Raw genomic sequence first — 22,272 nt, forward strand, 5'->3', positions numbered from 1 at the left:
CCGATCGATGCTGCGCGGCGGCAAGATCCTGGGGGCCTTCGCCCTGGTCGGCGCACTGTGCGCCGGCGCGCCTGCCGCGACGCCACTTGCGGACAGCTGGTCGGCGGACCCGGAAGGCCAATTCCTTCTCGACGTGAACCTTCACCGTCTCCGGCTTGGGGACGGTGTTCGCGCTTATGCGACGCCGGAGGGCACGTGCATCGTGTTCGGCGACTTTCTCGCGGCGCTCGACGTGCCGATGAAGATCGATCTTGCCGCGAAGAAGGCATCAGGCTGGGCGTTCAAGGAAGAGCACCGCATCTCCATCGATATCGCTTCCGGATCTGTAACGTACGGGAAAAGCACGGAAAACCTCGTGAAGGGCGCCGTCCGGGAAACCCCGGAGGGATGGTGCGTCGACAGCACCGCCCTTGCTCGCTGGTTCGGGATCGGGGTCAAGCCGAACACCAACGGCTCGGCGCTGATCCTCGAATCCGATGCGAAATTGCCGGTCGAACTGGCGATCGAGCGCGAGAAGCGCGCGGCGCAAATCAAGCCGGCCAAGTTCGACCTCAGCACCCTGCCCCAGGTGAAGCTGCCCTATCGCATGTGGCGTGCACCCGCGCTCGACTTCGTCGTCAGCGGAGGAGTGACCTATCGCGCCAACGATGGCGTTCGCGTCGATCGCAGCACGTCGATCTACGCGGCCGGCGAAATCGCGCATTTGTCCTATGACGCCCGCCTCTCCACGGATTCCAAGGGCATTCCGAGCTCGCTGCGGGTGAGCGCCTATCGTTCCGATCCCGACGCAAAGCTGCTGGGGCCGCTCAAGGCGACGCACTTCGGCTTTGGCGACGTTAACGGTCTCGACAGTGGGCTCGGCGGCTCCGGCGCGAGCGGACGTGGCGCGGTCGTCACCAACCGGCCACTGTTCAATCCCACGGCGTTCGACAAAACGCGCTTCGAAGGCGACCTGCCAGTGGGATGGGAGGCCGAACTTTATCGCAACGGGGAACTGCTGGCCTTCGCCCGTCCGACAGCGTCTTCGCGCTATGTCTTTGAAGACGTGCAGCTTTTGTACGGCGAGAACCAGATCAGCATCGTCATGTACGGTCCGCAGGGGCAAATCCGTACGCGCGAGGAGATGATCAACGTCGGCCAGGAGAACGTGCCCAAGGGCAAGACCTGGTACTGGGCGGGCGCCAACCAGCCTGGCCGCGATGTCATCGCGTTCCACGATTCGCCCGACACGCTCAACTTGCCGAAAGCCCAGGCGGCTGTCTCAGTCGAGCACGGCATCGATGATCGCATGTCCGTAGGCGCGATTGCGCGCACGATGCTGATGGGCGACGAGCGACTGACGTTCGTGGAGGGCTCGATTCGCCGTTCGATCGGCCCCGCCCTCGTCGCAGTCGGCGTTGCCTGGGAGAGCGGTGGCGGCAAGGCTGCCCGCGCTCAGGTCCTGGCAAAGTTCGGCAAGGTCAATGTCAGTGGCGAGGCGCTGCTGACCGACAATTTCCACCTTGAGGGCCAGCGGCTCCGCCGATCAGGCAAAGACTTCAAGCTGGCCGTCGACGCACCATTCACTGTGGGCAAGACGTTCGTATCCGCACATTCTGATGTGCGACTGATCAAATATGAAGACAATTCGAGCCAGCTGGAGGCGGCGGCGCGACTTTCGACGACATTGCGGCGGTTCAATCTCGCGACGGATGTCCGCTATCGCAGGCAGTACCTCGCCAACGGCCCTGCGCCGCCCGGCGAACTCGAGGTCTCGTTGATCGGCTCCGGAGGCATCGGCAACGTCCGTCTCCGGGGCTACGGCACGTTTGAGGTCGCGCCGGAACGCCGTTTCCGCGCGGCCGAACTCAGTGCCTATTGGTCGGCGAGCGAACATGTCGACTGGGAGGGCGCGGTCGCTTACGACCCGGGTGCGAAGCGCGGGCGAATGCGAGTGTCGCACATCCGGCGCATCAACACGCTCGCACTTGCCGTGACCGGAGAGGCGGCGACCGATGGCTCGGTGGCAGTGGGCTTCAACCTCAACTTCTCGCTCGATCCCAACCACGGCTTTGGACTTTCGCGCGAGCCGTTGGCGGCTGCCGGCGCTGTGCGGGCGCGCGTCTACCGCGATCGCAACGACAATGGCGTACGCGACCCGTCCGAGCCGTTCGAAAAGGGCGCGCTCATCACCACTGGAACCAGGATTACAGAGAAGACCACTGACGAGCGGGGATCAGTTATGGTCGGAGGCCTCGCGACATTCACGCCCGTGGCCGTTGGCGTCGACACCACCAGCCTTGCCGACCCCAATCTGGTGCCGAGCAAGGCGTTGCAGGTGGTCGTGCCACGGCCCGGCGTGCCAGCTGAGGTGGAAATCGGCCTGGTCGGCGGTGGTGAAATCGAGGGCGCAATCGTCAAGAATGGCGGTCTCGGCTTCGAAGGCCTGGCGCTCGAGCTTGTCGACGCGCAGGGCAAGGTTATCGCCACGACGCAAACGGATTACGACGGCTACTTCCTGTTCGAACGCGCCGCGTATGGGCGTTACACGATTCGTGTAGCGAAGGATTCGGCGGTCGCTGCGAAGATCCTGCCCGACCTCAACACCGTGGCTGAGCTCACCGAAGAAAGGTCGGTTGCACGGCTGGGATCAATCCAGGTGACGAGGATACCGACCGTCGCATCGGCACAGTGAAAGTCGTCTCGGGCGACTTAAACTGTTATTGATTCTCAGTCGCAGCAGAGCGTACCGCTGGCGCTGATCCCGTTTCATTGGTGCGGTCGAGAAGACTCGAACTTCCACGGCCTTTCGGCCACAGCGACCTCAACGCTGCGCGTCTACCAGTTCCGCCACGACCGCACGCCATGAAGATTGGGAGCGGTCGGCGACCGCAATCCCGGTAGGCGCGCGCCTCTAGCAAGGGATGGCGAGCCGCGCAACGGGGGCAATCTGTCCCTCGGAGGGACGAATTCTTAAAGCACTGTTTACCATCGGGCACTGACGCGTTTAGCTGAGCGACAATGCTCACGCTTTTGCTCGCTTCGACCATCGCCGCCACGCCCGCGCAGTCGCCTTCGCGCACTGTCGCGTCGGCCTCGGCGCAGGCGACGGTCCGGATCGTTCGTGGAGCCGAAATGCGGTGGGGCCGGCCCGCGGATTTTGAGGCGAGTGTTGTTCGAGCATCCACGATCCGCGAGCGCGACGGCTCCCGCCGGACTGCATCGCTGGTGGAGTTCTACTAGCCGCCGACTTTCGGATCGCCGAGGGTCACCGTCAGCTCCTGCGCGGCGGGCGGGATATTGAGCTCGGCGCTGTTGAAACTGGCACTGCCGCCTGGGGGAAGCATCTTCATCGGCGGCGGAATCGTCCATTTGTAGACCACTTTGCCCGACGCATCGTGGAGCTGGGCGGTGATCGGCGGGATCTTCTGCTGCTCGTCCGTCGGATTGATGATCCGGCCGCTGATGTTCAGGAACTCGTTGCCGCTGGCGAGCTGAGTTCGGTCGCTATGGGTCATCATCAGCTGCAACGGCGTATCCCCGGACCCCGCAATGCCGAGGCGCTGGCGAAGCTCGGGCGGAGCCAGGAACCAGACCGCGGCAACGATGGCCGCGATTCCCAGGATCGCCAGGATGATGATGAGCAGCCGACGCTTCGGCTTCGCACCAACGTCGTCCCGGGTTGCGAACGGGCTGAAGTCTTCGTCCCGCTCAACCCATTCCAGCCGTCCGGATGGCGCGGCTTCGGCAAGCTCGGGAATTTCCGTCTCCGGCGGGATCGGCGGGGAAGCCGGCGCTTCGGCGAGCGTCTCCTCTTCGCGATAGGACTCTTCGAGCGCGGCCTCCTCCGGCATCACCTCCTCGGCGGCAACGTCCGAATATTCTTCCGCCACAGAGTAACTCTCAGCGGAGGCTTCGATTGGCTGAATGTCTGGCTCGGCGAACTCCGGCATTAAAGCTTCGGGCTCCGAAACCTGTCCCTCGGCGGGAGGCATTTCGCGCCAGCTGTGCTGACACGCCTTGCAGCGGACCTGACGCCCGCTCGGCGGGATGGCGCCATCCTTCACGACATATTGCGTGCCGCAGGAAGGGCAGGTCAGGATCATGGCAGCACTCGTTCTTGGTTTTCAGAGGGTAAACAGGAATGCGCGCCCATTGGCAAGGCGGCGGCCACATGCAAGAAGCCGTTCGACAAGGAGGGGCGGGCCTCTGTCGGCAATCGTGGAATTCGACAGCGTCGGTTTGCGTTACGGTACAGGCGCCGAGGTTTTGCGCGACCTCGACTTCCGGCTCGCGAAAGGCGGCTTCTATTTCCTGACCGGGCCCTCTGGCGCGGGAAAGACGTCCCTGCTGCAATTGCTCTATCTTGCGCGACGTCCGACCCGCGGGCGGATCCAGCTGTTCGGGCAGGATCTGACCGACGCTCCGCGCGACTTCCTGCCCGACTTTCGTCGCCGCATCGGCGTTGTGTTTCAGGACTTCCGCCTGATCCGGCATCTGTCGACCTTCGATAATGTCGCACTGCCACTACGCATCGCCGGGACGAGCGAAGCGGAGCTAGAAGGTCCGGTGCGCGAGATGCTCGCCTGGGTTGGGCTGGCCGATCGGGCCAGCGCTCGGCCGCCGACGCTTTCGGGTGGTGAGCAGCAACGTGTCGCCATTGCCCGTGCGGTCATCAGCCAGCCGGAGCTCCTCGTCGCCGACGAGCCGACCGGAAACGTCGATGCGGAGATGGCGATTCGCTTGCTGCACCTGTTCACCGCTCTCAATCGCCTCGGCACGACGATTGTCGTCGCGACTCACGACATCAGCCTGATCGCCCGCACCCCGGGAGCGCAGTTGATCAGGATCGAGAAGGGGACAGTGAGCGACCCGACCGGTCTTCTGAAGAATCCGCCGGCGGGGGGCGCGCGAGTCCCATGAAGCTGTCCATCCTTGCTGGCACGGAGGCCGAGCGGCGACTCTTGCCCGGCGGGACTCATCGCGGACCGACGCCTTACGTCATCGCCATCATGACCTTTGCGATGATGATCGTCGCTGCCGCCGGCCTTGCGCTCGCCAATGCGGCCGGGATCGTCGCCGGTGCGGTAGAGCATCGCTACGTCCTGCAGCTTCCCGACGGGACTTCAGGCAAGCTGGACCAGGCCGTGAAGGCTGCGGCATCGGTCCGCGGCGTGACCAACGTCGAACCGGTCAGCGAAGACGAGATGCGGCGAACCCTGGAGAAGTGGGTCGGGCCAGGCGGCCTCGGGAAGGATCTTCCCGTCCCGGCAATTGTTCATCTCGAACTGGCTCCGAATGCCCGTGCAGCCAACATTGCGGCGCAGCTTGGCCGCGCCCTCCCCGGCTCGAGGTTCATTGCCGAGGAAGCAACCGTAGCACCCTTGCTGGGGTCGCTGAGGGCGCTTCGCTGGTTGGCAGTAGCGCTGGTCCTGTTGATGGCCGCGGCCACGTCAGCCGCGGTCGTACTGGCGGCGAGGGGTGCGCTCGACACGCACCGCTCCACGATCGAGATCATGCACGGGATCGGCGCGACGGATGAGCAGGTGGCGTTGCTGTTCCAGCGCAAGATTGCGCTCGACGCTATGGTCGGCGCCCTGATTGGCGGAGCGCTTGCAGCGATCGCGCTGCTGGTCATCGGCGGCGGCGGGATGGCGATGGCGCGAGAGCTTGCGGGGGGCCCTCCGCTGGACGTGACGGATCTGGTCGTGCTGGCGATGCTGCCGATCGCGGCCGTCGTACTCGCAACTTTGGTTGCGAGGTTCGCGGTCCTCAGTGCATTGCACAAGGTCATATGATTGCTCGCTTTCTCTCGCTGTTTCTTCTTCTCTACGCGCTCGGCTTCATCCTCTTCTCGGTGACGCTGGGGCGGCCGGCCGAGAGCGATCTCAGGACCGACGCAATCGTAGTCATCACGGGCGGCAAGGGACGCATCGAGCATGCCTTGAAGGTGCTGGAGCAAGGCAAGGCGAAGCGTGTCCTCATCGCGGGCGCGGACCCCCTGGTGACGAAAAAGGATCTCGTCGACCGGTTTAACGCCGAGCGGCGGCTGGTGCGCTGTTGCGTCGATCTCGGCAGCGAGTCCGTCGATACGCGATCGAATGCGGAGGAGGCGCAACGGTGGCTGGCGAAGCATAGCTACCGGACGGTCCGCCTGATCACCAACGACTGGCACATGCGCCGGGCGGACTATGAATTTCGCAAAGGCCTGGACGGCAAGTACAAGATCTTTCCCGACGCGGTTCGGACCGAGCCTGCGTTCGGCACTTTGTTCGCCGAGTATAACAAGTATCTGCTTCGGCGCGCGGCGGTCTGGCTGGACGTGTGATGCGGCTGTTCCGGCAGGGCACTTACGCCCTGATCTTCTATCCTGCGACGTTTATGTTCGTGATCGGATGCTTTGCAGCAGGGCTGTTCGGATCGAAGCCGCTTCGCGCCGTGGTTCACGCCTGGACCGATTTTCATCACGCGCTGGTGCGAATGCTGGGGATCTTCACCGAGGTTCGTGGGAGCATTCCGTCCGGCGCGTTCCTCATTGCGGTCAAGCACCAGTCGATGTTCGAGACGCTGGAGATCGTACGCATCGCCAATACGCCGGTAATCGTCCTCAAGCGCGAGCTTAGCCAGTTGCCGGGGTTTGGGTGGGCGACGCGACGTTATGGCGTCATCCCGGTCGACCGCTCGGCAGGAGCCAAGGCGCTCCGGGAAATGCTGCTGTTGGGCAAGGAGGCTGCCGCGATCGGGCGGCCGGTCATCATTTATCCTGAGGGCACGCGAGTTCGGCCGGGGGAGACGCCGCCGCTCCAGGCCGGCTTCGCAGGACTTTACAAGGCGCTCGGTCTGCCGGTCGTTCCTGTGGCGATGGACAGCGGACGCCTGTGGGGCCGAAACCTGCCGCGGAACGCAGGCACAGTTCACTTCGTGGTCGGCGAGCCGATCCCGGCCGAGCTCAAGCGCGAAGACATCGAGGCGCGGGTTCACGCCGCGATCAACGTGCTCGAATCAGGTCCGCAGGCGAGCGCCTAGCTTCTCGGCGGCTGCCACGATCCTTCTTGTAGTCTCGCCAAGCTCTGCCTCGGTGAAGCTCCTTTCGCCGGGCTGTAGGACCACCTCCACGGCGAGGCTGAGGCCGTCGGCCGTCTCGAACCGATCGAACAAGCGAGCGCCGGTGATGACCTGCTTGTCCGCGCCACGGATCGCACGGACGAGAGCATCGGCCTGGACCTCGGCGGGTACGATGAAGGCAAAGTCGCGAGTCACGGGCTGGAGCGCCGGCGGCGTGTAAGCCGAACGGGCATGACCGCTCGAGCGGGGCAGGGGAATCGCGTCGAGATAGATTTCGGCCGCGACTGCACGCTCGGGGGCGTCGATCACCTTCTCAAGCTTCGGGTGAAGCTCGCCGAAGGCCGCCACGATCGTTTTCGGGCCGAGACGAAGCGTCGCCGAACGGCCAGGGTGCCAGTTCGGCCCAGCATCCGGGAAGATCTGCAAGTTGGCCACTGGCGCACCGGCAGCCTCAAGCAAGGCCAAAGCTTCTGCCTTGGCATCGAACGCGTCGAATCGCTGCGCCTTGCCGCTTTGCCAGCCGCGCGGCTGCTTCTCACCGGCGAGCAGCAGCGTTGCCGTGGGCCGCTCGGCGTCGGCGAGATAGCGGCGCCCGATCTCGAACAGCCTGACCGAAGGAGCACCGCGGTCGAGATTCCGCCGAGCCGCCGAGATCAGGCCCGGAAGCAGCGAGGGTCGCATCACCTTCATGTCCTCGCTGATCGGGTTGGCGAGCGACCATTCGCCCGGACCGAAAGCGTCAGCCTCCGGCTCCGAAATAAAGCTCCAGGTCACGGCTTCGTCGAGGCCGCGCGCGGCAGCGGTCCGCCGGACAACACGCTCCAGCATCTGGGAGCGGGTGGCGGTCGGCTTGGCAACGCCAGCAGTGCGGGGCAGGGGTTCGGCAATCACCTTATCGTAGCCCGTGATGCGGGCGACTTCCTCGACCAGGTCCGCGGTGCCGATGACGTCACGACGCCAGCTTGGGACGCGAACGCTCGCCGGATCGGCGAACTCGAAACCAAGCGACTCCAGGATGTTGCGCTGACGGTTCTCGGCGACCTCGACTCCGCCGAGGGCGAATGCGCGCTCCGGAACGAAGCGGACGGTACGATCTTCAAGCGGCGGGGTGCCGACGTGGATCGCCTCCGAAGCTTCGCCACCGCAGATGTCGAGGATGAGGCCAGTGAGGATGTCGAGCCCATCACCGAGGAAGGCGGGATCGACGCCGCGCTCGAACCGGCTGCGGGCATCGCTGGTGAGGCCGAGCTTCTGCCCCGTCTGCGCAATGCGTTCGGGCGTGAAGTAGGCGATCTCGAGCATCACGTCGGTCGTGCTCTCGCTGACGCCCGAATGCTCGCCGCCCATGATGCCGCCGATGTCGTGTACCTCGCGCTCGTCGGCGATGACCGTCATCGACGGGTCGAGCGTGTATTCCTTCTCATTCAGCGCAAGCACCTTCTCGCCGTCCCGGGCGGGCCGGGCGACGAGAGCGCGATCGAGCTTGGCGATGTCGTAGGCGTGCGCGGGACGCCCGACATCGAGCATGACATAGTTGGTGATGTCGACCAGCGCGGAGATCGGCCGTTGGCCCGCGCTCTTCAGCCGCCGCTGCATCCAGTCCGGCGAGGGGCCGTTGCGGACGCCGCGAACCGCGCGGCCGAAGAAGGCGGGGCATCCCGCCGAATCCTCGATGCGGATGTCGATGGGTGACTTGAAGCTGCCCTCGATCTGCGGAACCGCGAGCGGCTTCAACGTTCCGATGCCGGCAGCGGCAAGATCGCGGGCGATGCCCCGAACGCCCATGCAATCCTGCCGGTTGGGCGTGACGTTCACGTCGAACACCGGATCGTTGAGCCCGGCATAATCGGCGAAGGCGGTCCCGACGGGCGCATCGGCGGGAAGCTCGATGATGCCGTCGTGCTCGTCGCCGATCTGCAACTCACGAACGGAGCACATCATGCCTCGGCTCTCGACGCCGCGGATGGCCGCGACTTTGAGTGTGAGGTCGGAACCCGGCACGTAAGCGCCCGGAGGACCGAACACGCCGAGCATTCCAGCCCGAGCGTTGGGAGCCCCGCAAACGACCTGGACCGCTCCCTCCCCCGCGTCGACTGTCAGCACCTGCAGCTTGTCGGCCTGCGGGTGGTTCTCCGCCGTCAGCACTTTCGCGACCCGGAAGGGCGCAAGCGCTTCGGCCGGATTGTCGAGGCTTTCGATCTCCAGCCCGATCGCCGTCAGTGTGTCGGCAATCGTCTGCTCGTTGGCATCGGTTTCGAGGTGTTGCTTGAGCCAGCTCAGCGAGAACTTCATGCGCCTACTCCCCCGCTGAGCGTGGGCACGTCGAGCGCTCGGAAGCCATAGTGCTTCAACCAGCGAATATCGCCGTCGAAAAAAGCGCGGAGGTCGTCCATTCCGTACTTGAGCATGGCGAGGCGATCGATGCCGCAGCCGAAGGCGAAGCCCTGCCATTCGTCCGGGTCGAGCCCACAATTGGCGATTACGCGCGGGTGGACCATCCCCGAGCCGAGAACTTCCATAAAGCCTTCGCTGCCGCCGATGGTCCGCTTGCCGTTCACGAGCGTGTAGCCGACGTCGACCTCGGCGGACGGCTCGGTGAACGGGAAGTAGGACGGGCGCATCCGCAGCACGACATCGTCGCGCTCGAAGAAGGCCTTCAGGAAGGTTTCCAGCGTCCACTTGAGGTGCCCCATGTGGATCGCGCGGTCGATGACCAGACCCTCGACCTGGTGGAACATCGGCGTATGGGTCGCGTCGCTGTCGGAGCGGTAAACGCGGCCCGGAGCAATCACGTAGAGCGGCGCGCCGGTCGCCTGCATCGCCCGAATCTGCACCGGCGAGGTGTGGGTCCGCAGGACTTTCGACTCTGTCTCACCCTCTTGGCGTTCGAGGTAGAAGGTGTCCTGCATCGCGCGCGCCGGGTGGAACTCCGGCATGTTGAGCGCGGTGAAGTTGTGCCACTGGTCCTCGATCTCCGGTCCTTCCGCGACCGCGAAGCCGAGGTCGGCGAAAATCTCCGCCAGCTCGTCCATGACCTGGCTGACCGGATGGACCGTACCGGTCGGCGTGTCCTGAGCCGGAAGCGACAAGTCGATCGTTTCGGTCGCGAGCTTGCGGTCCAATTCGGCCATTTCCAGCGCCGACTTCCGGTCGGCGATTGCAGAGGTGACCTGCTCGCGAAAAGCGTGGATCTCCGGCGCCTGGGCGGCCCGCGTCTCCGGGTCCATCGCCCCAAGCGACTTCAGCTGCTGCGTGATGCTTCCGGACTTGCCGAGCACGGACACGCGCAGTTGGTCGAGCGCGCCAAGGTCGGGCGCGGAGCGGATTTGGTCGAGAAGGTCAGTGTCTGACGCCATGGCGCGGCCTTAGCTGCACCGCAGCGCAAAATGCAAAGGCGCGTGCTACAGGGGTTCCATGAGCTGGCCTGTTCTCGATCCGGAGAAGGATCATGAAACGCTGACGATCCTGCATCTCACGGCGCAGATGCTCGGGAAGATCAGAGTGCGGCACGCACCATGGACCAATCACGGCTGGCATGTCGCGCTGCAGCCGAATGCGCGAGGCCTGGCGACCCTGCCGACGGCTGCCAGCGACGGGCGGACGTTCACGCTGGCGCTGGATCTGTGCCGCAACGCGATCGTCCTGACCACGAGCGCGGCAGAGCGCGGCGTTCTGCCGCTGGATGCCGGCTCCATTTCGGCATTGCATTCCGGACTCGTCGAGATGCTCCAGAAGTATCGGCTCCCATCCGATTTCAACGGAAAGCCGAACGAGATCGCTGACGCCGTACCGTTTGCCGAGGATGTCCAGCCGCGCGCGTACTCGCCGGAGTCGGCGGCGACCTTTCGCGAAGCACTTGCGGCGATGCTGCCCGCCTTCGAACGCTACCGTGCGAGTTTCATCGGCAAGTCGAGCCCTGTCCATTTCTGGTGGGGAAGCTTCGATCTGGCGGTAACGCGATTCTCGGGCCGAATCGCACCGCCGCATCCGGGCGGCGTCCCGGGACTTCCCGACAGCGTCGCGCGCGAAGCCTACAGCCAGGAAGTGTCCAGCGCAGGATTCTGGGCTGGCGGAGCAACCAAGGCGGACGCATTCTTCTACAACTATGCCTATCCGGAGCCCGCCGGCTTCAGGGATCGCCCGATCGCAGCAGGCGGCTGGAACTCCGACTGGCAGGAGTTCACCTTGCCCTATGACGAGGTGCGAGCCGCGCCGGATCCCGACGCTTTGCTGACCAGCTTTCTGCATTCGACCTACGAGGCAGCGGCAGATCTTGCCGACTGGGATCGAGCGACGCTCGAGAGAGAACCGGTCGCGCCCTAGCCGGGCAGGAAAGGGAAGGGCGAAATCGTTTTCCGGTTCTCATGCACCGCAAGCATCCGCCCCGCTGGGGGCATGGCGCGATAGGCGCACTCCATCCTCGGGCAGATTGAGCAGGCCGGCCCGACCGGAGTTGCCGGCGTATTGGTAAGGTCGAGGCCGTCGGCATAGGCAATGCGCGGGGCGTAGCGGACGTCGCATCCAAGACCGATGGCGAGCAATGCGTCGTCTCTCAACTCGGGACGAATCGGGCGCTCGATGGTGCGGCTGATCGTGAAGAAGCGCTGGCCGTCAGGCGTTTCGATCAGCTGGCGGATCGTCTGACCGGGCGTCTGGAAGGCCGCGTGGAGATGCCAGCGCGGGCAGGTCCCACCGAAGTGCGAGAAGGGGAAATTCTCGCCGGCATAGCGCTTGGAAATGTTTCCGGCCGGATCGACGCGCAGCATGAAGAAGGGGACGCCGCGTGCGCCGGAGCGCCCAAGTGTCGTCATCCGGTGCGCGATCTGCTCGACGTTGGCACCGAACTGTCCGCATAGGCGATCGATTGCGTAACGGTGCTCCTCCGCGGCGCGCAGGAAACGGCCGTAGGGCATCATGATCGCGCCCGCGGCATAATTGGCGAAGCTCATGTGCAACAGCGCTCGCGTTCCGGCGTCGGGTGGCCGCGCGTCGTCCGCCATGCGCTGTAGCAGGGGCGCAAGCTCAAGCAGAGCGAGCTGGTAGGCGAGGCCGAAGGTGCGATTCTCTGCCCGCAACAGGGCCGAAATCATGAAGGTGCGGCGCTGGGCGTCGTAATGCTGGCTGAAGTTGTCGAGCAGCTCCGGCGACACGACCTGCGCCTCGACGCCGTAGGCCTCCTTCAGGCGGCGGCGCAGCGCTTCGGAAACCGACAGCGGATCGCTGAGTGAATTGCCAAGGATTTCGCAGCGCTCTTCCAGCTCCGGGTAATGGTTCCGCTGCGACTGGATGTAGTCTCGCACCCACGTCTCAGGCGTGATCAGCGCGCGGGGGTCGCCGGCTGCCTCCTCGTCCGTTCCGCTCGGCGGCCTGCGTTGGAGCTCTCGTAACGCGGTGTAGAGGCGGACCACGCCTTCCGAGACAGCGGGAGCGTTGTCAGACAGCTCGATCAGCTCCGCTCGGCCGATCCCGAGGTCAGCGAGCATTGGATCCGTAAAGATCTCGCCCAACTGGTCCGCGCCAGCCGTGTCACCGCCTTCGGAGGCGAACGCCTTCATGTCGATGTCGAAGGCTTCGGCCAGCCGGAGCAGGATTCCGGCGGTGACCGGCCGTTGGTTCCGCTCGAGGTGGTTCAGGTATGAGGCGGAGATGCCGATTTCCTCGGCCATCGCAGCCTGATGCAGCCCGCGCTCGCGCCTCAGGCGCCGCAGCCTTGCCCCTAGGAACAGCTTGCGTTGTGCAACCATTGTCGAATTGTGAACGAATTTACAAAGTACACAAGTATAGTTTTGTCACCTTGGCCCTTATTTGTGCAACGTTAACCAAAAGGCTGTGTTTCCCTGCACTTAGATCACAGGGGATTCGCTATGTCTGACTTTGGTGTCGTTGTTTCCGCTCCCGCTGGCCGCTTCGATGGAATCGAGCGCCCGTATAGCGCTGAAGACGTCCTCCGCCTGCGCGGCTCGTTCCCGATCGAGCACACGCTCGCTCGTCGTGGTGCGCTGCGCCTGTGGGAACTGCTGCATCAGGACGAGCCGACTCGTGCGCTTGGCGCCATTACCGGCAACCAGGCGATGCAAATGGTCCGCGCGGGCCTCAAGGCAATCTATCTGTCGGGCTGGCAAGCCGCGGCAGACGCCAACACGGCCTGCTCGATGTACCCTGACCAATCGCTCTATCCCGCGAACACGGGCCCCGAGCTCGCCAAGCGGATCAACCGCGCCCTCCAACGCGCCGACCAGGTCGAGCACAGCGAAGGCGGAGCGAAGCGCGACTGGTTCGCGCCGATCGTTGCCGACGCGGAAGCCGGGTTCGGCGGTCCGCTCAACTGCTTCGAGATCATGAAGGCCTATATCGAAGCGGGCGTCGCCGGCGTTCATTTCGAAGATCAGCTCGCGTCGGAGAAGAAGTGCGGCCACCTCGGCGGCAAGGTCCTGATCCCGACCCAGGCAGCGGTCCGCAACCTCGATGCCGCGCGTCTCGCCGCCGACGTCTGCGGAGTTCCGACGATCCTCGTCGCCCGCACGGACGCGGAGAGCGCCAAGCTGATCACGTCCGACGTCGACGAGCGCGACCGGCCGTTCATGACCGGTGAGCGCACGCCGGAAGGATTCTTCCGCCTCGCCGACGGCACGGGCCTCGACCATTGCATCTCGCGCGGTCTCGCCTTCGCTCCGCACGCGGACCTGATCTGGTTTGAAACCAGCCATCCGAACCTGGACGAAGCGAGGACCTTCGCGGAGGGCATTCACGCCCGCTTCCCCGGCAAGATGCTCGCCTACAATTGCTCGCCCAGCTTCAACTGGCGCGCCAAGCTCGACGAGCAGACGATCGCCAACTTCCAGCGCGAGCTGGGCGCAATGGGCTACAAGTTCCAGTTCGTCACGTTGGCCGGCTTCCACAGCCTCAACCACGGCATGTTCGAGCTGGCGACCGGCTACCGCGATCGCGGCATGGCGGCTTACTCCGAGCTTCAGCAGGCGGAATTCGCCAGCGAGGCCAAGGGCTACACTGCGACCCGCCACCAGCGCGAAGTCGGCACCGGCTATTTCGACGCCGTCGCGACCGCCATTTCCGGCGGCCAGTCGTCGACCGTCGCACTCAAGGAATCCACCGAAGCCGCCCAGTTCATCGCGGCCGAATGAAGCCTTCTGGAGGAGGACGAGTATGACTTACCGTTACTGGGTGATCGGCGGCGATTATCGCGACTGCCGCTTCACGGACCTCAAGCCGGGCACCGAGATCGTGCATGGTCCCTACGACAACGAGCTGAAGGCACGAACCGAGTGGCAGCGGCTCACTTTTCGGGATCATTGCGAGGCCACGACGCGCTATTCGATCTGCATGGAGCCGAATCGCGCATGAACTCTGTGATCGACCGGCCGCGGATCGTGGCCGAGGCCAGCCGGGTACCGGGGGCGGGCGCAGTGCTCACCCCGGACGCTCTCGACCTCGTTGCAGAGCTGCACGAGCGCTTCGATTCGCGGCGGCGGCAGCAGCTCGACAAAAGGCTGGAAAGGCAGGCGCGGTTCGACGCCGGCGAACTTCCCGACTTCCGCGAGGACACGCGAGAGATCCGTGAATCGAACTGGTCTGTCGGCAGCAACCCGGCCGATCTGCAGGACCGCCGCGTCGAGATAACCGGCCCGACCAACGCCAAGATGGTGATCAATGCGCTCAATTCCGGCGCAAAGGTGTTCATGGCGGACTTCGAGGATGCGACCTCGCCGACCTGGGACGAGCTGATCACCGGCCAGGCGAACCTCAAGGCTTATTGGCTTGGGCGCCTTGGTTTTACCGATCCGGAAAGCGGCAAGGGCTACCAGGTCGGAGAGAATCCGGCGGTGCTGATGGTGCGCCCGCGCGGACTTCACCTGCCGGAAGATCATGTGACGGTCGACGGCGAGGTCGTCGCGGGCGCATTCTTCGATTTCGCGCTCTACGCCTGGCACAATGCCCGGGCGGCGCTGACCAAGGGTTCCGGGCCATATTTCTACATTCCGAAGCTCGAGAGCATGGAAGAGGCGGCGCTGTGGAGCGACATTTTCGCTCTGACTGAAGACCGGCTTCGCCTCGAACGCGGGACGATCAAGGCGACGATCCTGATCGAGACCATCCCGGCGGCGTTCGAGATGGAAGAGATCCTCTACGCGTTGAAGGAGAATATCGTCGGCCTGAACTGCGGCCGCTGGGACTATATCTTCTCGACCATCAAACGACTGGGCCGGAGCGCCGATCGCCTGACGCCCGACCGCTCGGCGATGACGATGGATAAGGCCTTTCTCGCGGCCTACTCGCTGCGGCTGATCGACACCTGTCATCGGCGCGGAGCCTTCGCGATGGGCGGCATGTCGGCTTTCATCCCGGTGAAGGGCGACGAGGGGGCGAACCGCGCAGCGATGGACAAGGTCCGCGCCGACAAGCTGCGCGAAGTCACCAACGGGCATGACGGCACCTGGGTCGCTCACCCGGCCTTGGTACCGGCTGCGCTGGAAGCGTTCGAGGCGATGACCGGTCCGAACCAGCTATCGAAGCGGCCGGACCGCGTTCCCGGCCGCGACGAGATGCTGGAGCTGCACACCGGCCCTCGCACCGAGCAGGGCGCCCGCGAAAACATCCGCGTCGGCGTGCAATATCTAGCCGCCTGGCTCGGCGGGAAAGGCGCGGTGCCGCTGTACAATCTGATGGAGGATGCGGCGACGGCGGAGATCAGCCGCGCCCAGCTATGGCAGTGGCTGCATTTCGAGGCTCCCCTAGACGACGGCCGCAAGTTCAACCGTGAACTGTTCGACGCGCTCTACGAGGAAGAGATTGGCCTATTGCAGGAAGTCGAAAACATCGCCGACGCCTCCGACCTGTTCCGCGAAATGGTCGTCTCAGACGACTTCGTCGAATTCCTGACCCTGCCGGCCTACGAGCTACTCGACTGAAGCAGCGCATAGTAAGCGGCGGCGCCTGAGCGCCCCGGCGGCACCGCCCGAGCCGATTACCGCGCCCGCTGTGCCTGAGGCTGCGACTGATAGGTTGAAGGCCGCTTCTGCGCCACCATCGGGAAGGTTTCGCCTCTGTGGTAGGTTACGGTTCCGCACATGAAGTCGCCCTTGGCGGACAGCTTGCCGTCGAACCGGACGTCGCCCTCGCGGGAGGCAACAATCAGTTGGATGCTTTTGCCGGCCAAGGTGACCTTGCGCAGGACAACGGGCGCGGTCCTCGCCGGTGCCAGCGATCCGCCATAGTCAGCGCCGACGAAGCCGATCGACATTAGCCCGAAGCTGAGCGTTCCGCGGGGAATCATGAGGAAATCCCAATGGCCGTGAATGTTCGGAGCCTCGTCGCCCGCCGTAACGGCTCCCGCGTCGCAGTCCACGGCGATCGACGGTGCGGCTTCGCTCGCTGCCGGCAGTAGAGCTGCACATACCAACGCAAGGCCTGCGATAATCCGATTCATTACTTCCTCCCTGTCGCCATAGCGGCGTTGTGGTGCTCGGTTGGCGGGTGGCGATGCCGGTCGACAACAGGGAAAGTCGTGAATAGCCTTCGATATTTCGTGACCGGTGGGCCGATGCAATTGGCGATGCGTGAATGGCGGCAGATGGGGAAATGGCGCGGGCCGATCAGTGCCTTCGCTATCGGCGCGCTGCTTGGAGTGACAGGTCCATTCGGATCGCAAACCGCACTCGCCCCGGCCGTGAAATATGCATTCTGGATGGACGTAGCGCTCGTCGGCTTTGGCGCCGCCGCCGCCGCCGGGCGAGTGCTTTCATCCGCTGCGTTGGGCGGGAAGCAGGCAACGCGGATCGTCGCCATAGCAGCCGCATCCGCGGTGCCCATGACCTTCTTCGTGGCGTGGGCCATGGGCGTGGTTCGACCAGGCAGAGCATTCAGTCCTCTGCAGTTGCTCGGCTTGTATCCGTACGTGGCGCTGGTGCAGCTGCTGATCGCCTGGCTCACATCTCCGGACAACTGGATGAGTGCGGCCGCACCCGTGGAACAGCCAGCCGCCGCTCCCGAATACCCGCCCGAGTTCGTGTCGAAGCTTCCGCCTGCCTTGCGCCGAGACATACTCGCGCTTGAGGCCGAGGATCATTACGTGCGTGTGCACACCCTCCACGGCTCGGCACTGGTCTTGATGCGGCTGGCGGACGCGGCGGCACTGATCGATTCCCGGCTGGGCCTTCGCGTGCACCGTAGCTGGTGGGTGGCCAAAGACGGTGTTCGCGTGCTGGAAAGAACGTCCGGACGAGCGATTGCCCGGCTGGTTGATGACACGGTAGTTCCAATCAGCAGGGCACATTTGTCGGCAGCGCGGACAGTTTTGACAGGTTAGTTCTGTCGGGACGCGAAATGTCCTTATGCCCGCTATCCGCCCAAAGCTGACAGCTAACCCGAAACGAAAAGGGCGCCGGAACCGAAGCTCCGACGCCCTTTCCTTTTTCTTCAGCGCTGAGGCTTAGGCCGCGGCCTTGTTGCCTTCGAGAGCCTTCTTCGCCTGAGCGATGATGGCACTGAACGCTTCGCCTTCGTGCATCGCGATGTCGGCCAGGACCTTCCGGTCGAGGTCGATGTTCGCAAGCTTGAGGGCGTGGATGAACTGCCCGTAGGTCAGGCCTTCCGCGCGGACCGCAGCGTTGATGCGCTGGATCCAGAGGGCGCGGAAGCTCCGCTTCTTCACCTTGCGGTCGCGGTAGGCGTACTGGCCTGCCTTCTCGACTGCCTGGCGGGCGATGCGGATCGTGTTCTTGCGACGGCCGTAATAGCCCTTCGCATTGTCGAGGATCCGCTTGTGCTTTGCGCGCGTGGTTACGCCGCGCTTGACGCGTGCCATGTCCCGCTACTCCTTACTTGAGGCCGTAGGGCGCCCAGAGCTTCACGCGCGCCGTATCGGCGTCGGCGAGAACATCTGTACCGCGGTTCTGGCGAATATATTTGGCGTTGTGGCTGATCAGGCGGTGGCGCTTGCCCGCGACACCATGCTTGATCTTGCCGGTCGCCGTGAGCTTGAAGCGCTTTTTCACGCCGCTCTTGGTCTTCAGCTTGGGCATTTCGTCTCCTTTGCGTCCCGAAAGACGCGACATAATCCAACCGCCACGGCATGCCTTTTGGCCGGGCCATCGGTCTTCCAATGATTTGGAAAGCTGGGCGCCTATAGAGAGGGCAGCCGTTTAAGGCAAGTTCCCAGGCCCAGGCCGAACGCCCGTCAGTCGAACAGGCTGGAGACGGAGCTTTCGTCGGCAATGCGGCGGACCGCCTCCGCCAGCAAGGGTGCGATCGTCAGGCGGCGAATCTTGTCGCCTTCGGTATCGGGCTCGCCGCTGTAGATGGAATCGGTGACCACCAACTCCTTGAGCTCCGAAGCGCCGACGCGAGCGGCGGCCCCGCCCGAAAGGACGCCGTGGGTGCAATAAGCGAAGACTTCCTCGGCGCCCTGCTGGCGGAGGGCTGCAGCAGCGTTGCAGAGAGTGCCGGCGCTATCGACGATGTCGTCGACGAGGATGCAGGTGCGGCCCTCGACGTCGCCGATGATGTTCATGACCTCGGACTCGCCGGCGCGTTCGCGCCGCTTGTCGACGATCGCCAGCGGGGCGTTGTCGAGCCGCTTGGCGAGGCCGCGAGCGCGAACCACGCCGCCGACGTCCGGCGATACGATCATCAGGTTTTTGTTCGAAAGGCGCGCCTGAATATCGGCCGCGATGACCGGAGCGGCGAACAAATTGTCGGTCGGAATGTCGAAGAAGCCCTGAATCTGGCCGGCGTGCAGGTCGACCGAGAGGACGCGGTTGGCTCCGGCGGTGGTAATCAGGTTGGCGACCAGCTTGGCCGAAATTGGCGTGCGCGGCCCGGGCTTCCGGTCCTGGCGGGCGTAGCCGAAATAGGGGACGACCGCGGTGATCCGCTTGGCCGACGCACGGCGGAGCGCGTCGATGCAAATCAGCAGTTCCATCAGATTGTCGTTGGCCGGATAGCTGGTGGACTGCAGGACGAAGACATCCTCGCCGCGCACGTTCTCGTTGATCTCGACGAAAATCTCCTCATCGGCGAAGCGGCGGACGCTCGCCTCCGTCAGCGGAATCTCGAGATAGTCGGCGATGGATCGGGCCAGCGGCGTGTTGCTGTTCCCGGCGAGAAGTTTCATCGGCTGTGCTTCCCCCTTGCGGTCTCATCGCCTTAGCGAGCGAGTCACGGTGCCGTAAAGGTTGCCGAGGGCTGCCCAGACGCTAAATCGCCCGCATGGCTGCCGAAGTGACCAATCGACTGAGCATTGCGCTCGCCCAGATGAACCAAAGGGTCGGCGACCTTGAGGGCAACGCCAGGGCGATCCTGGCAGTGCGCGATCGGGCGTCCGGCGCCGACCTGCTGATGGTGCCGGAGCTGCAGCTTACGGGCTATCCTCCCGAAGACCTCGTCCTCAAACCCGAATTTGTTCGGCGGACGATGGAAGCAGCCGAGCGATTGATCGACGCGACGGCCTCGCCCGGGCCGGCGCTGCTGTTCGGATCAATCCACAACGAGGGCGGCCTCGACTACAATGTGATGATCCTTGCGGAAGGCGGGCGGATGGTCGCGCGCCGGCTAAAGCGCGAGCTCCCGAACTACGGCACGTTCGATGAGAAGCGCGTCTTCGCGTCGGGGCCCTTGCCGGAACCGATCGAGTTTCGCGGCGTCAAAATCGGCGTCCCGATCTGCGAGGATATCTGGCAGGAGATCGTTTGCTCGCACCTCGCCGATGCCGGCGCGGAAATCCTGCTGGTGCCGAATGGCAGTCCCTACGAGCTGGACAAGGACGACAAGCGCGCCCTGCTCGTCCGTTCGCGGGTCACGATGACCGGCCTGCCGATGGCGTACCTCAACCGCGTCGGGGGCCAGGATGAGTTGGTATTCGACGGTTCGTCGTTCATCATGCATCCCGACGGGGAGCGTGTGGTGCAGTTCCCGGACTGGGATGAGAAGCTGTTGCTGACCGAATGGAAGCGGGAAGCCGACGGCTGGGTCTGCGAGACGCAGGAAAGCCATGAGCTCGATCCGTTTCCCGAGGATGTCTACCGGGCGATGATGGTGGGCCTTCGCGACTACGTCGGGCGGAATGGCTTCCCCGGCGTGATCCTCGGGCTGTCCGGAGGAATCGACAGCGCACTTTCGGCGGCAATTGCGGTCGATGCTTTGGGCCCCGACAAGGTTTGGGGCGTGATGCTGCCCTCCAAGTATACGTCTGACGAAAGCCTGGAAGACGCACGCGAGTGCGCTCGACTGCTCGGCTGCCGCCATGACGTCATCTCCATCGCCCCGGGGGTGAACGCGATGGACGAAGCGCTTGCCGAGGCGTTTGCCGGAACGATGCCCGGTCTGGCGGAGGAAAATATCCAGGCTCGTCTGCGAATGGTCGCGCTGATGGCCTTGTCGAACAAGTTCGGACCCATGCTGCTGACGACCGGCAACAAGAGCGAGATGAGCGTGGGCTATGCGACGCTCTACGGCGACATGTCGGGCGGCTACAACGTACTGAAGGACGCCTACAAGACGACCGTGTTCGCGCTATCGCGCTGGCGTAACCGCAATAGACCGGAGGGTGCGCTCGGGCCGGACGGACCTGTGATGCCGGCCAGCGTCATCACCAAGCCGCCAACGGCCGAGTTGCGTCCGGGACAGAAAGACGAGGACAGCCTCCCGCCCTATTCCGACCTCGACCGCATTCTCGAGGCCCTGATCGACAAGGAGATGTCGGTTCGGGAGACGGCAAACGCGACGGGCGAGCCGGAAGAGCTTGTCGCGAAGATGGAGCAACTCGTGCTCCGCGCGGAATACAAGCGGAGGCAGGCTCCGCCGGGCGTGAAGATCGGCGCGCGCAACTTCGGCCGCGACCGTCGCTACCCGATCAGCAACTTCTTCCACACCGGCTTGCCGAAGTGAGCGTCGTCACTCGCTTTGCGCCGTCGCCGACCGGGCGGCTCCACGTCGGCAATATCCGGACCGCGCTGCACAACTTCCTGTTCGCGCGAAAGCATCGCGGCAGGTTCCTGCTGCGGATCGACGACACCGATCGCGAGCGCAGCCGGAAGGAATTCGTCGAAGCCATCCGCGACGATCTTGGCTGGATGGGACTCGATCCGGACGCCGAGGTCCGCCAGTCGGAGCGGTTCGACCTTTACGAGCGCGAATTCGATCGGCTGAAGTCGGTGGGACGCGTCTATCCCTGCTACGAAACGCCGGGGGAGCTTGAGCTTCGCCGAAAGGTCCTGCTCGGGCGCGGCCTGCCGCCGGTTTATGAGCGGAAACCTGACAATGCGCCGGTCCCCGAAGGCCGCCGTCCGCACTGGCGCTTCCGGCTCGATCACGAGCGGCCGATAGAATGGACCGATCTTATCCGCGGTCCGCAGCGGTTCGATCCGAAGCTGCTGTCCGATCCGGTCGTCCGGCGGGAGGACGGCAGCTGGCTCTATTTGCTGCCGAGCGTGATCGACGACGTCGACCTTGGCATCACGCACATCGTGCGTGGCGAGGATCATGTCACCAACAGCGCCGCGCAGATCCAGATGTTCGAGGCGCTTGGAAGCGAGGCGCCGTCTTTTGCCCACGAGGCTTTGCTGGTCGCATCGGAAGGCAAATTGTCCAAGCGGCTGGGTTCCTACGGCGCCGAGCATCTTCGCGAGGAGGGCGTCGAGCCCATGGCGATGCTGTCGTTGCTGGCGCGGATCGGGACCTCGCAGCCGGTCGAGCCGATTGCGTCACTGGATGAACTGGCAAGCGATTTCGACTTCGCGCATTTCGGCCGGGCGCCGGCGCATTTCGATCCGCAGGAGGTCGAGCACCTCAATGCCCGCCTGCTGCACAAGCTGGACCATGATGCGGTCAAGGACAGATTGCCCGCGGACACGGCGGAGGAAGACTGGTTGCTACTGAGGCCGAACTTGGAACGGTTGTCCGATTTCCGGTCATGGTTCGATGTGCTGCGCGGCGACGTCGACGTGCCGGAGCTGGCGCATGATGAGCGCCTGCTCATGAAGGACGCCGCAGCGGTCGCCGAACGGCTGGATTGGACGCAGGAGCCTTGGCGCGCGCTGACCGCCGAGCTGAAGGCGACCTCTGGCAAGAAGGGGCGCGAGCTGTTCCATCCGCTGCGACTCGCGCTCACCGGGCGCGAGAGCGGTCCGGAAATGGCCGGCCTCATCGAGCGGATGGGCAAGAGCCTTACCCTGGAAAGACTCAAGGCCGCAGCCAAGCGCTGACTGGGGGTGG

The 22,272-nt window shown here is 64.4% G+C and carries 21 protein-coding genes and 1 tRNA gene; 13 read left to right on the forward strand and 9 right to left on the reverse strand.

Translation table 11 applies throughout. From position 1 onward, the window contains the following. Positions 1-7: 7 nt before the first annotated feature. Positions 8-2,674, forward strand: a complete 2,667-nt coding sequence (locus tag ABD928_RS08360) for an MSCRAMM family protein (RefSeq protein ID WP_345167865.1) — start codon at positions 8-10, stop codon at positions 2,672-2,674. A gap of 78 nt (positions 2,675-2,752) precedes the next feature. Here the strand turns inward: ABD928_RS08360 and ABD928_RS08365 are convergent. Further along, positions 2,753-2,839 (reverse strand) — tRNA-Leu (locus ABD928_RS08365). 161 nt (positions 2,840-3,000) lie between these two features. On the opposite strand from ABD928_RS08365, the gene ABD928_RS08370 reads away from it, so the two are divergent. Then, a complete protein-coding gene (locus ABD928_RS08370; RefSeq protein WP_187715537.1) occupies positions 3,001-3,222 on the forward strand; it encodes a hypothetical protein in 222 nt (73 codons plus the stop codon). Here ABD928_RS08370 and ABD928_RS08375 read toward each other — a convergent pair. Continuing rightward, positions 3,219-4,085 (reverse strand): zinc-ribbon domain-containing protein, encoded by an 867-nt coding sequence (locus ABD928_RS08375; RefSeq protein WP_345167870.1) that lies wholly within the window; start codon positions 4,083-4,085, stop codon positions 3,219-3,221. The genes ABD928_RS08370 and ABD928_RS08375 overlap by 4 nt on opposite strands. A gap of 103 nt (positions 4,086-4,188) precedes the next feature. Here ABD928_RS08375 and ftsE point away from each other — a divergent pair, with 103 nt between their 5' ends. The 4 genes from ftsE to ABD928_RS08395 are packed head-to-tail and all read left to right on the forward strand — an operon-like array spanning position 4,189 to position 7,005. Continuing rightward, positions 4,189-4,902, forward strand: coding sequence for a cell division ATP-binding protein FtsE (gene ftsE / locus ABD928_RS08380; RefSeq protein ID WP_345170172.1), 714 nt, complete (start codon positions 4,189-4,191; stop codon positions 4,900-4,902). Then, positions 4,899-5,777: a cell division protein FtsX gene (locus ABD928_RS08385; protein ID WP_345167872.1), complete on the forward strand. Its 879-nt coding sequence runs from the start codon at positions 4,899-4,901 to the stop codon at positions 5,775-5,777. The genes ftsE and ABD928_RS08385 overlap by 4 nt, the downstream gene beginning before the upstream one ends. After that, positions 5,774-6,307, forward strand: coding sequence for a YdcF family protein (locus ABD928_RS08390; RefSeq protein WP_187715534.1), 534 nt, complete (start codon positions 5,774-5,776; stop codon positions 6,305-6,307). The genes ABD928_RS08385 and ABD928_RS08390 overlap by 4 nt, the downstream gene beginning before the upstream one ends. After that, a complete protein-coding gene (locus tag ABD928_RS08395) occupies positions 6,307-7,005 on the forward strand; it encodes a lysophospholipid acyltransferase family protein (protein WP_345167875.1) in 699 nt (232 codons plus the stop codon). The genes ABD928_RS08390 and ABD928_RS08395 overlap by 1 nt, the downstream gene beginning before the upstream one ends. On the opposite strand, the gene pheT is transcribed toward ABD928_RS08395, so the two are convergent. Together pheT and pheS are read right to left on the reverse strand one after the other, a co-directional pair. Next, the gene (gene pheT, locus ABD928_RS08400) at positions 6,982-9,336 is read right to left on the reverse strand and encodes a phenylalanine--tRNA ligase subunit beta (RefSeq protein ID WP_345167878.1); all 2,355 of its coding nucleotides are present in this window, start codon (positions 9,334-9,336) and stop codon (positions 6,982-6,984) included. The genes ABD928_RS08395 and pheT overlap by 24 nt on opposite strands. Continuing rightward, positions 9,333-10,400: a phenylalanine--tRNA ligase subunit alpha gene (gene pheS / locus ABD928_RS08405; RefSeq protein ID WP_187715533.1), complete on the reverse strand. Its 1,068-nt coding sequence runs from the start codon at positions 10,398-10,400 to the stop codon at positions 9,333-9,335. The genes pheT and pheS overlap by 4 nt, the downstream gene beginning before the upstream one ends. Positions 10,401-10,458: 58 nt before the next feature. Between pheS and ABD928_RS08410 the strand changes: the two genes are divergently transcribed. After that, entirely contained in the window at positions 10,459-11,367 is a 909-nt protein-coding gene (locus ABD928_RS08410) for a DUF5996 family protein (RefSeq protein ID WP_187715532.1), read from the forward strand. On the opposite strand, the gene ABD928_RS08415 is transcribed toward ABD928_RS08410, so the two are convergent. Continuing rightward, positions 11,364-12,788, reverse strand: coding sequence for a helix-turn-helix domain-containing protein (locus ABD928_RS08415; RefSeq protein WP_345167884.1), 1,425 nt, complete (start codon positions 12,786-12,788; stop codon positions 11,364-11,366). The genes ABD928_RS08410 and ABD928_RS08415 overlap by 4 nt on opposite strands. 120 nt (positions 12,789-12,908) lie before the next feature. Here ABD928_RS08415 and aceA point away from each other — a divergent pair, with 120 nt between their 5' ends. From aceA to aceB, 3 genes are read left to right on the forward strand one after another with little or no spacing between them, the layout of a single operon-like run. Beyond that, positions 12,909-14,186 carry an isocitrate lyase gene (gene aceA, locus ABD928_RS08420; protein WP_187715531.1) on the forward strand — a complete coding sequence of 426 codons (1,278 nt, stop codon included), beginning with the start codon at positions 12,909-12,911 and terminating at the stop codon, positions 14,184-14,186. A 22-nt stretch (positions 14,187-14,208) separates the two neighbouring features. Continuing rightward, complete coding sequence (locus tag ABD928_RS08425; protein WP_187715530.1) at positions 14,209-14,406, forward strand: DUF4170 domain-containing protein; 198 nt, start codon at positions 14,209-14,211, stop codon at positions 14,404-14,406. Further along, positions 14,403-15,971, forward strand: a complete 1,569-nt coding sequence (aceB, locus tag ABD928_RS08430; protein WP_345167888.1) for a malate synthase A — start codon at positions 14,403-14,405, stop codon at positions 15,969-15,971. The genes ABD928_RS08425 and aceB overlap by 4 nt, the downstream gene beginning before the upstream one ends. Positions 15,972-16,027: 56 nt before the next feature. Here the strand turns inward: aceB and ABD928_RS08435 are convergent, their stop codons facing one another. Beyond that, positions 16,028-16,489, reverse strand: coding sequence for a hypothetical protein (locus tag ABD928_RS08435; RefSeq protein ID WP_187715529.1), 462 nt, complete (start codon positions 16,487-16,489; stop codon positions 16,028-16,030). Positions 16,490-16,567: 78 nt separating this feature from the next. Between ABD928_RS08435 and ABD928_RS08440 the strand changes: the two genes are divergently transcribed. Further along, complete coding sequence (locus tag ABD928_RS08440) at positions 16,568-17,368, forward strand: LytTR family DNA-binding domain-containing protein (RefSeq protein WP_187715528.1); 801 nt, start codon at positions 16,568-16,570, stop codon at positions 17,366-17,368. Positions 17,369-17,491: 123 nt separating this feature from the next. On the opposite strand, the gene rplT is transcribed toward ABD928_RS08440, so the two are convergent. The 3 genes from rplT to ABD928_RS08455 all read right to left on the reverse strand — a co-directional run bounded on the left by rplT (position 17,492) and on the right by ABD928_RS08455 (position 19,174). Beyond that, positions 17,492-17,866: a 50S ribosomal protein L20 gene (rplT, locus tag ABD928_RS08445; RefSeq protein ID WP_187715527.1), complete on the reverse strand. Its 375-nt coding sequence runs from the start codon at positions 17,864-17,866 to the stop codon at positions 17,492-17,494. 13 nt (positions 17,867-17,879) lie between these two features. Then, entirely contained in the window at positions 17,880-18,083 is a 204-nt protein-coding gene (rpmI, locus tag ABD928_RS08450) for a 50S ribosomal protein L35 (protein WP_187715526.1), read from the reverse strand. Between the two features lie 155 nt (positions 18,084-18,238). After that, positions 18,239-19,174: a ribose-phosphate pyrophosphokinase gene (locus tag ABD928_RS08455; protein WP_187715525.1), complete on the reverse strand. Its 936-nt coding sequence runs from the start codon at positions 19,172-19,174 to the stop codon at positions 18,239-18,241. 107 nt (positions 19,175-19,281) lie between these two features. Between ABD928_RS08455 and ABD928_RS08460 the strand changes: the two genes are divergently transcribed. Continuing rightward, positions 19,282-20,946: an NAD+ synthase gene (locus ABD928_RS08460; protein ID WP_345170174.1), complete on the forward strand. Its 1,665-nt coding sequence runs from the start codon at positions 19,282-19,284 to the stop codon at positions 20,944-20,946. Further along, positions 20,943-22,262, forward strand: a complete 1,320-nt coding sequence (gene gltX, locus ABD928_RS08465) for a glutamate--tRNA ligase (protein ID WP_187715524.1) — start codon at positions 20,943-20,945, stop codon at positions 22,260-22,262. Before ABD928_RS08460 ends, gltX begins: the two co-directional genes overlap by 4 nt. The last annotated feature ends 10 nt before the right edge of the window (positions 22,263-22,272 follow it).

Source organism: Sphingomonas daechungensis (assembly GCF_039543105.1).
In the GTDB taxonomy this organism is placed as follows: Bacteria; Pseudomonadota; Alphaproteobacteria; order Sphingomonadales; family Sphingomonadaceae; genus Sphingomicrobium; species Sphingomicrobium daechungense.

Excerpts from the sequence above, each read along its gene's own strand:
- ABD928_RS08425 (WP_187715530.1), top strand. The coding sequence starts at position 14,209 with ATGACTTACCGTTACTGGGTGATCGGCGGCGATTATCGCGACTGCCGC.
- ABD928_RS08435 (WP_187715529.1), bottom strand. The coding sequence starts at position 16,489 with ATGAATCGGATTATCGCAGGCCTTGCGTTGGTATGTGCAGCTCTACTG.
- aceB (WP_345167888.1), top strand. The coding sequence starts at position 14,403 with ATGAACTCTGTGATCGACCGGCCGCGGATCGTGGCCGAGGCCAGCCGG.
- ABD928_RS08415 (WP_345167884.1), bottom strand. The coding sequence starts at position 12,788 with ATGGTTGCACAACGCAAGCTGTTCCTAGGGGCAAGGCTGCGGCGCCTG.
- ABD928_RS08390 (WP_187715534.1), top strand. The coding sequence starts at position 5,774 with ATGATTGCTCGCTTTCTCTCGCTGTTTCTTCTTCTCTACGCGCTCGGC.
- pheT (WP_345167878.1), bottom strand. The coding sequence starts at position 9,336 with ATGAAGTTCTCGCTGAGCTGGCTCAAGCAACACCTCGAAACCGATGCC.
- rplT (WP_187715527.1), bottom strand. The coding sequence starts at position 17,866 with ATGGCACGCGTCAAGCGCGGCGTAACCACGCGCGCAAAGCACAAGCGG.
- ABD928_RS08395 (WP_345167875.1), top strand. The coding sequence starts at position 6,307 with ATGCGGCTGTTCCGGCAGGGCACTTACGCCCTGATCTTCTATCCTGCG.
- ABD928_RS08375 (WP_345167870.1), bottom strand. The coding sequence starts at position 4,085 with ATGATCCTGACCTGCCCTTCCTGCGGCACGCAATATGTCGTGAAGGAT.
- rpmI (WP_187715526.1), bottom strand. The coding sequence starts at position 18,083 with ATGCCCAAGCTGAAGACCAAGAGCGGCGTGAAAAAGCGCTTCAAGCTC.
- aceA (WP_187715531.1), top strand. The coding sequence starts at position 12,909 with ATGTCTGACTTTGGTGTCGTTGTTTCCGCTCCCGCTGGCCGCTTCGAT.
- ABD928_RS08455 (WP_187715525.1), bottom strand. The coding sequence starts at position 19,174 with ATGAAACTTCTCGCCGGGAACAGCAACACGCCGCTGGCCCGATCCATC.
- pheS (WP_187715533.1), bottom strand. The coding sequence starts at position 10,400 with ATGGCGTCAGACACTGACCTTCTCGACCAAATCCGCTCCGCGCCCGAC.
- ABD928_RS08370 (WP_187715537.1), top strand. The coding sequence starts at position 3,001 with ATGCTCACGCTTTTGCTCGCTTCGACCATCGCCGCCACGCCCGCGCAG.
- ABD928_RS08385 (WP_345167872.1), top strand. The coding sequence starts at position 4,899 with ATGAAGCTGTCCATCCTTGCTGGCACGGAGGCCGAGCGGCGACTCTTG.
- ABD928_RS08360 (WP_345167865.1), top strand. The coding sequence starts at position 8 with ATGCTGCGCGGCGGCAAGATCCTGGGGGCCTTCGCCCTGGTCGGCGCA.
- ABD928_RS08410 (WP_187715532.1), top strand. The coding sequence starts at position 10,459 with ATGAGCTGGCCTGTTCTCGATCCGGAGAAGGATCATGAAACGCTGACG.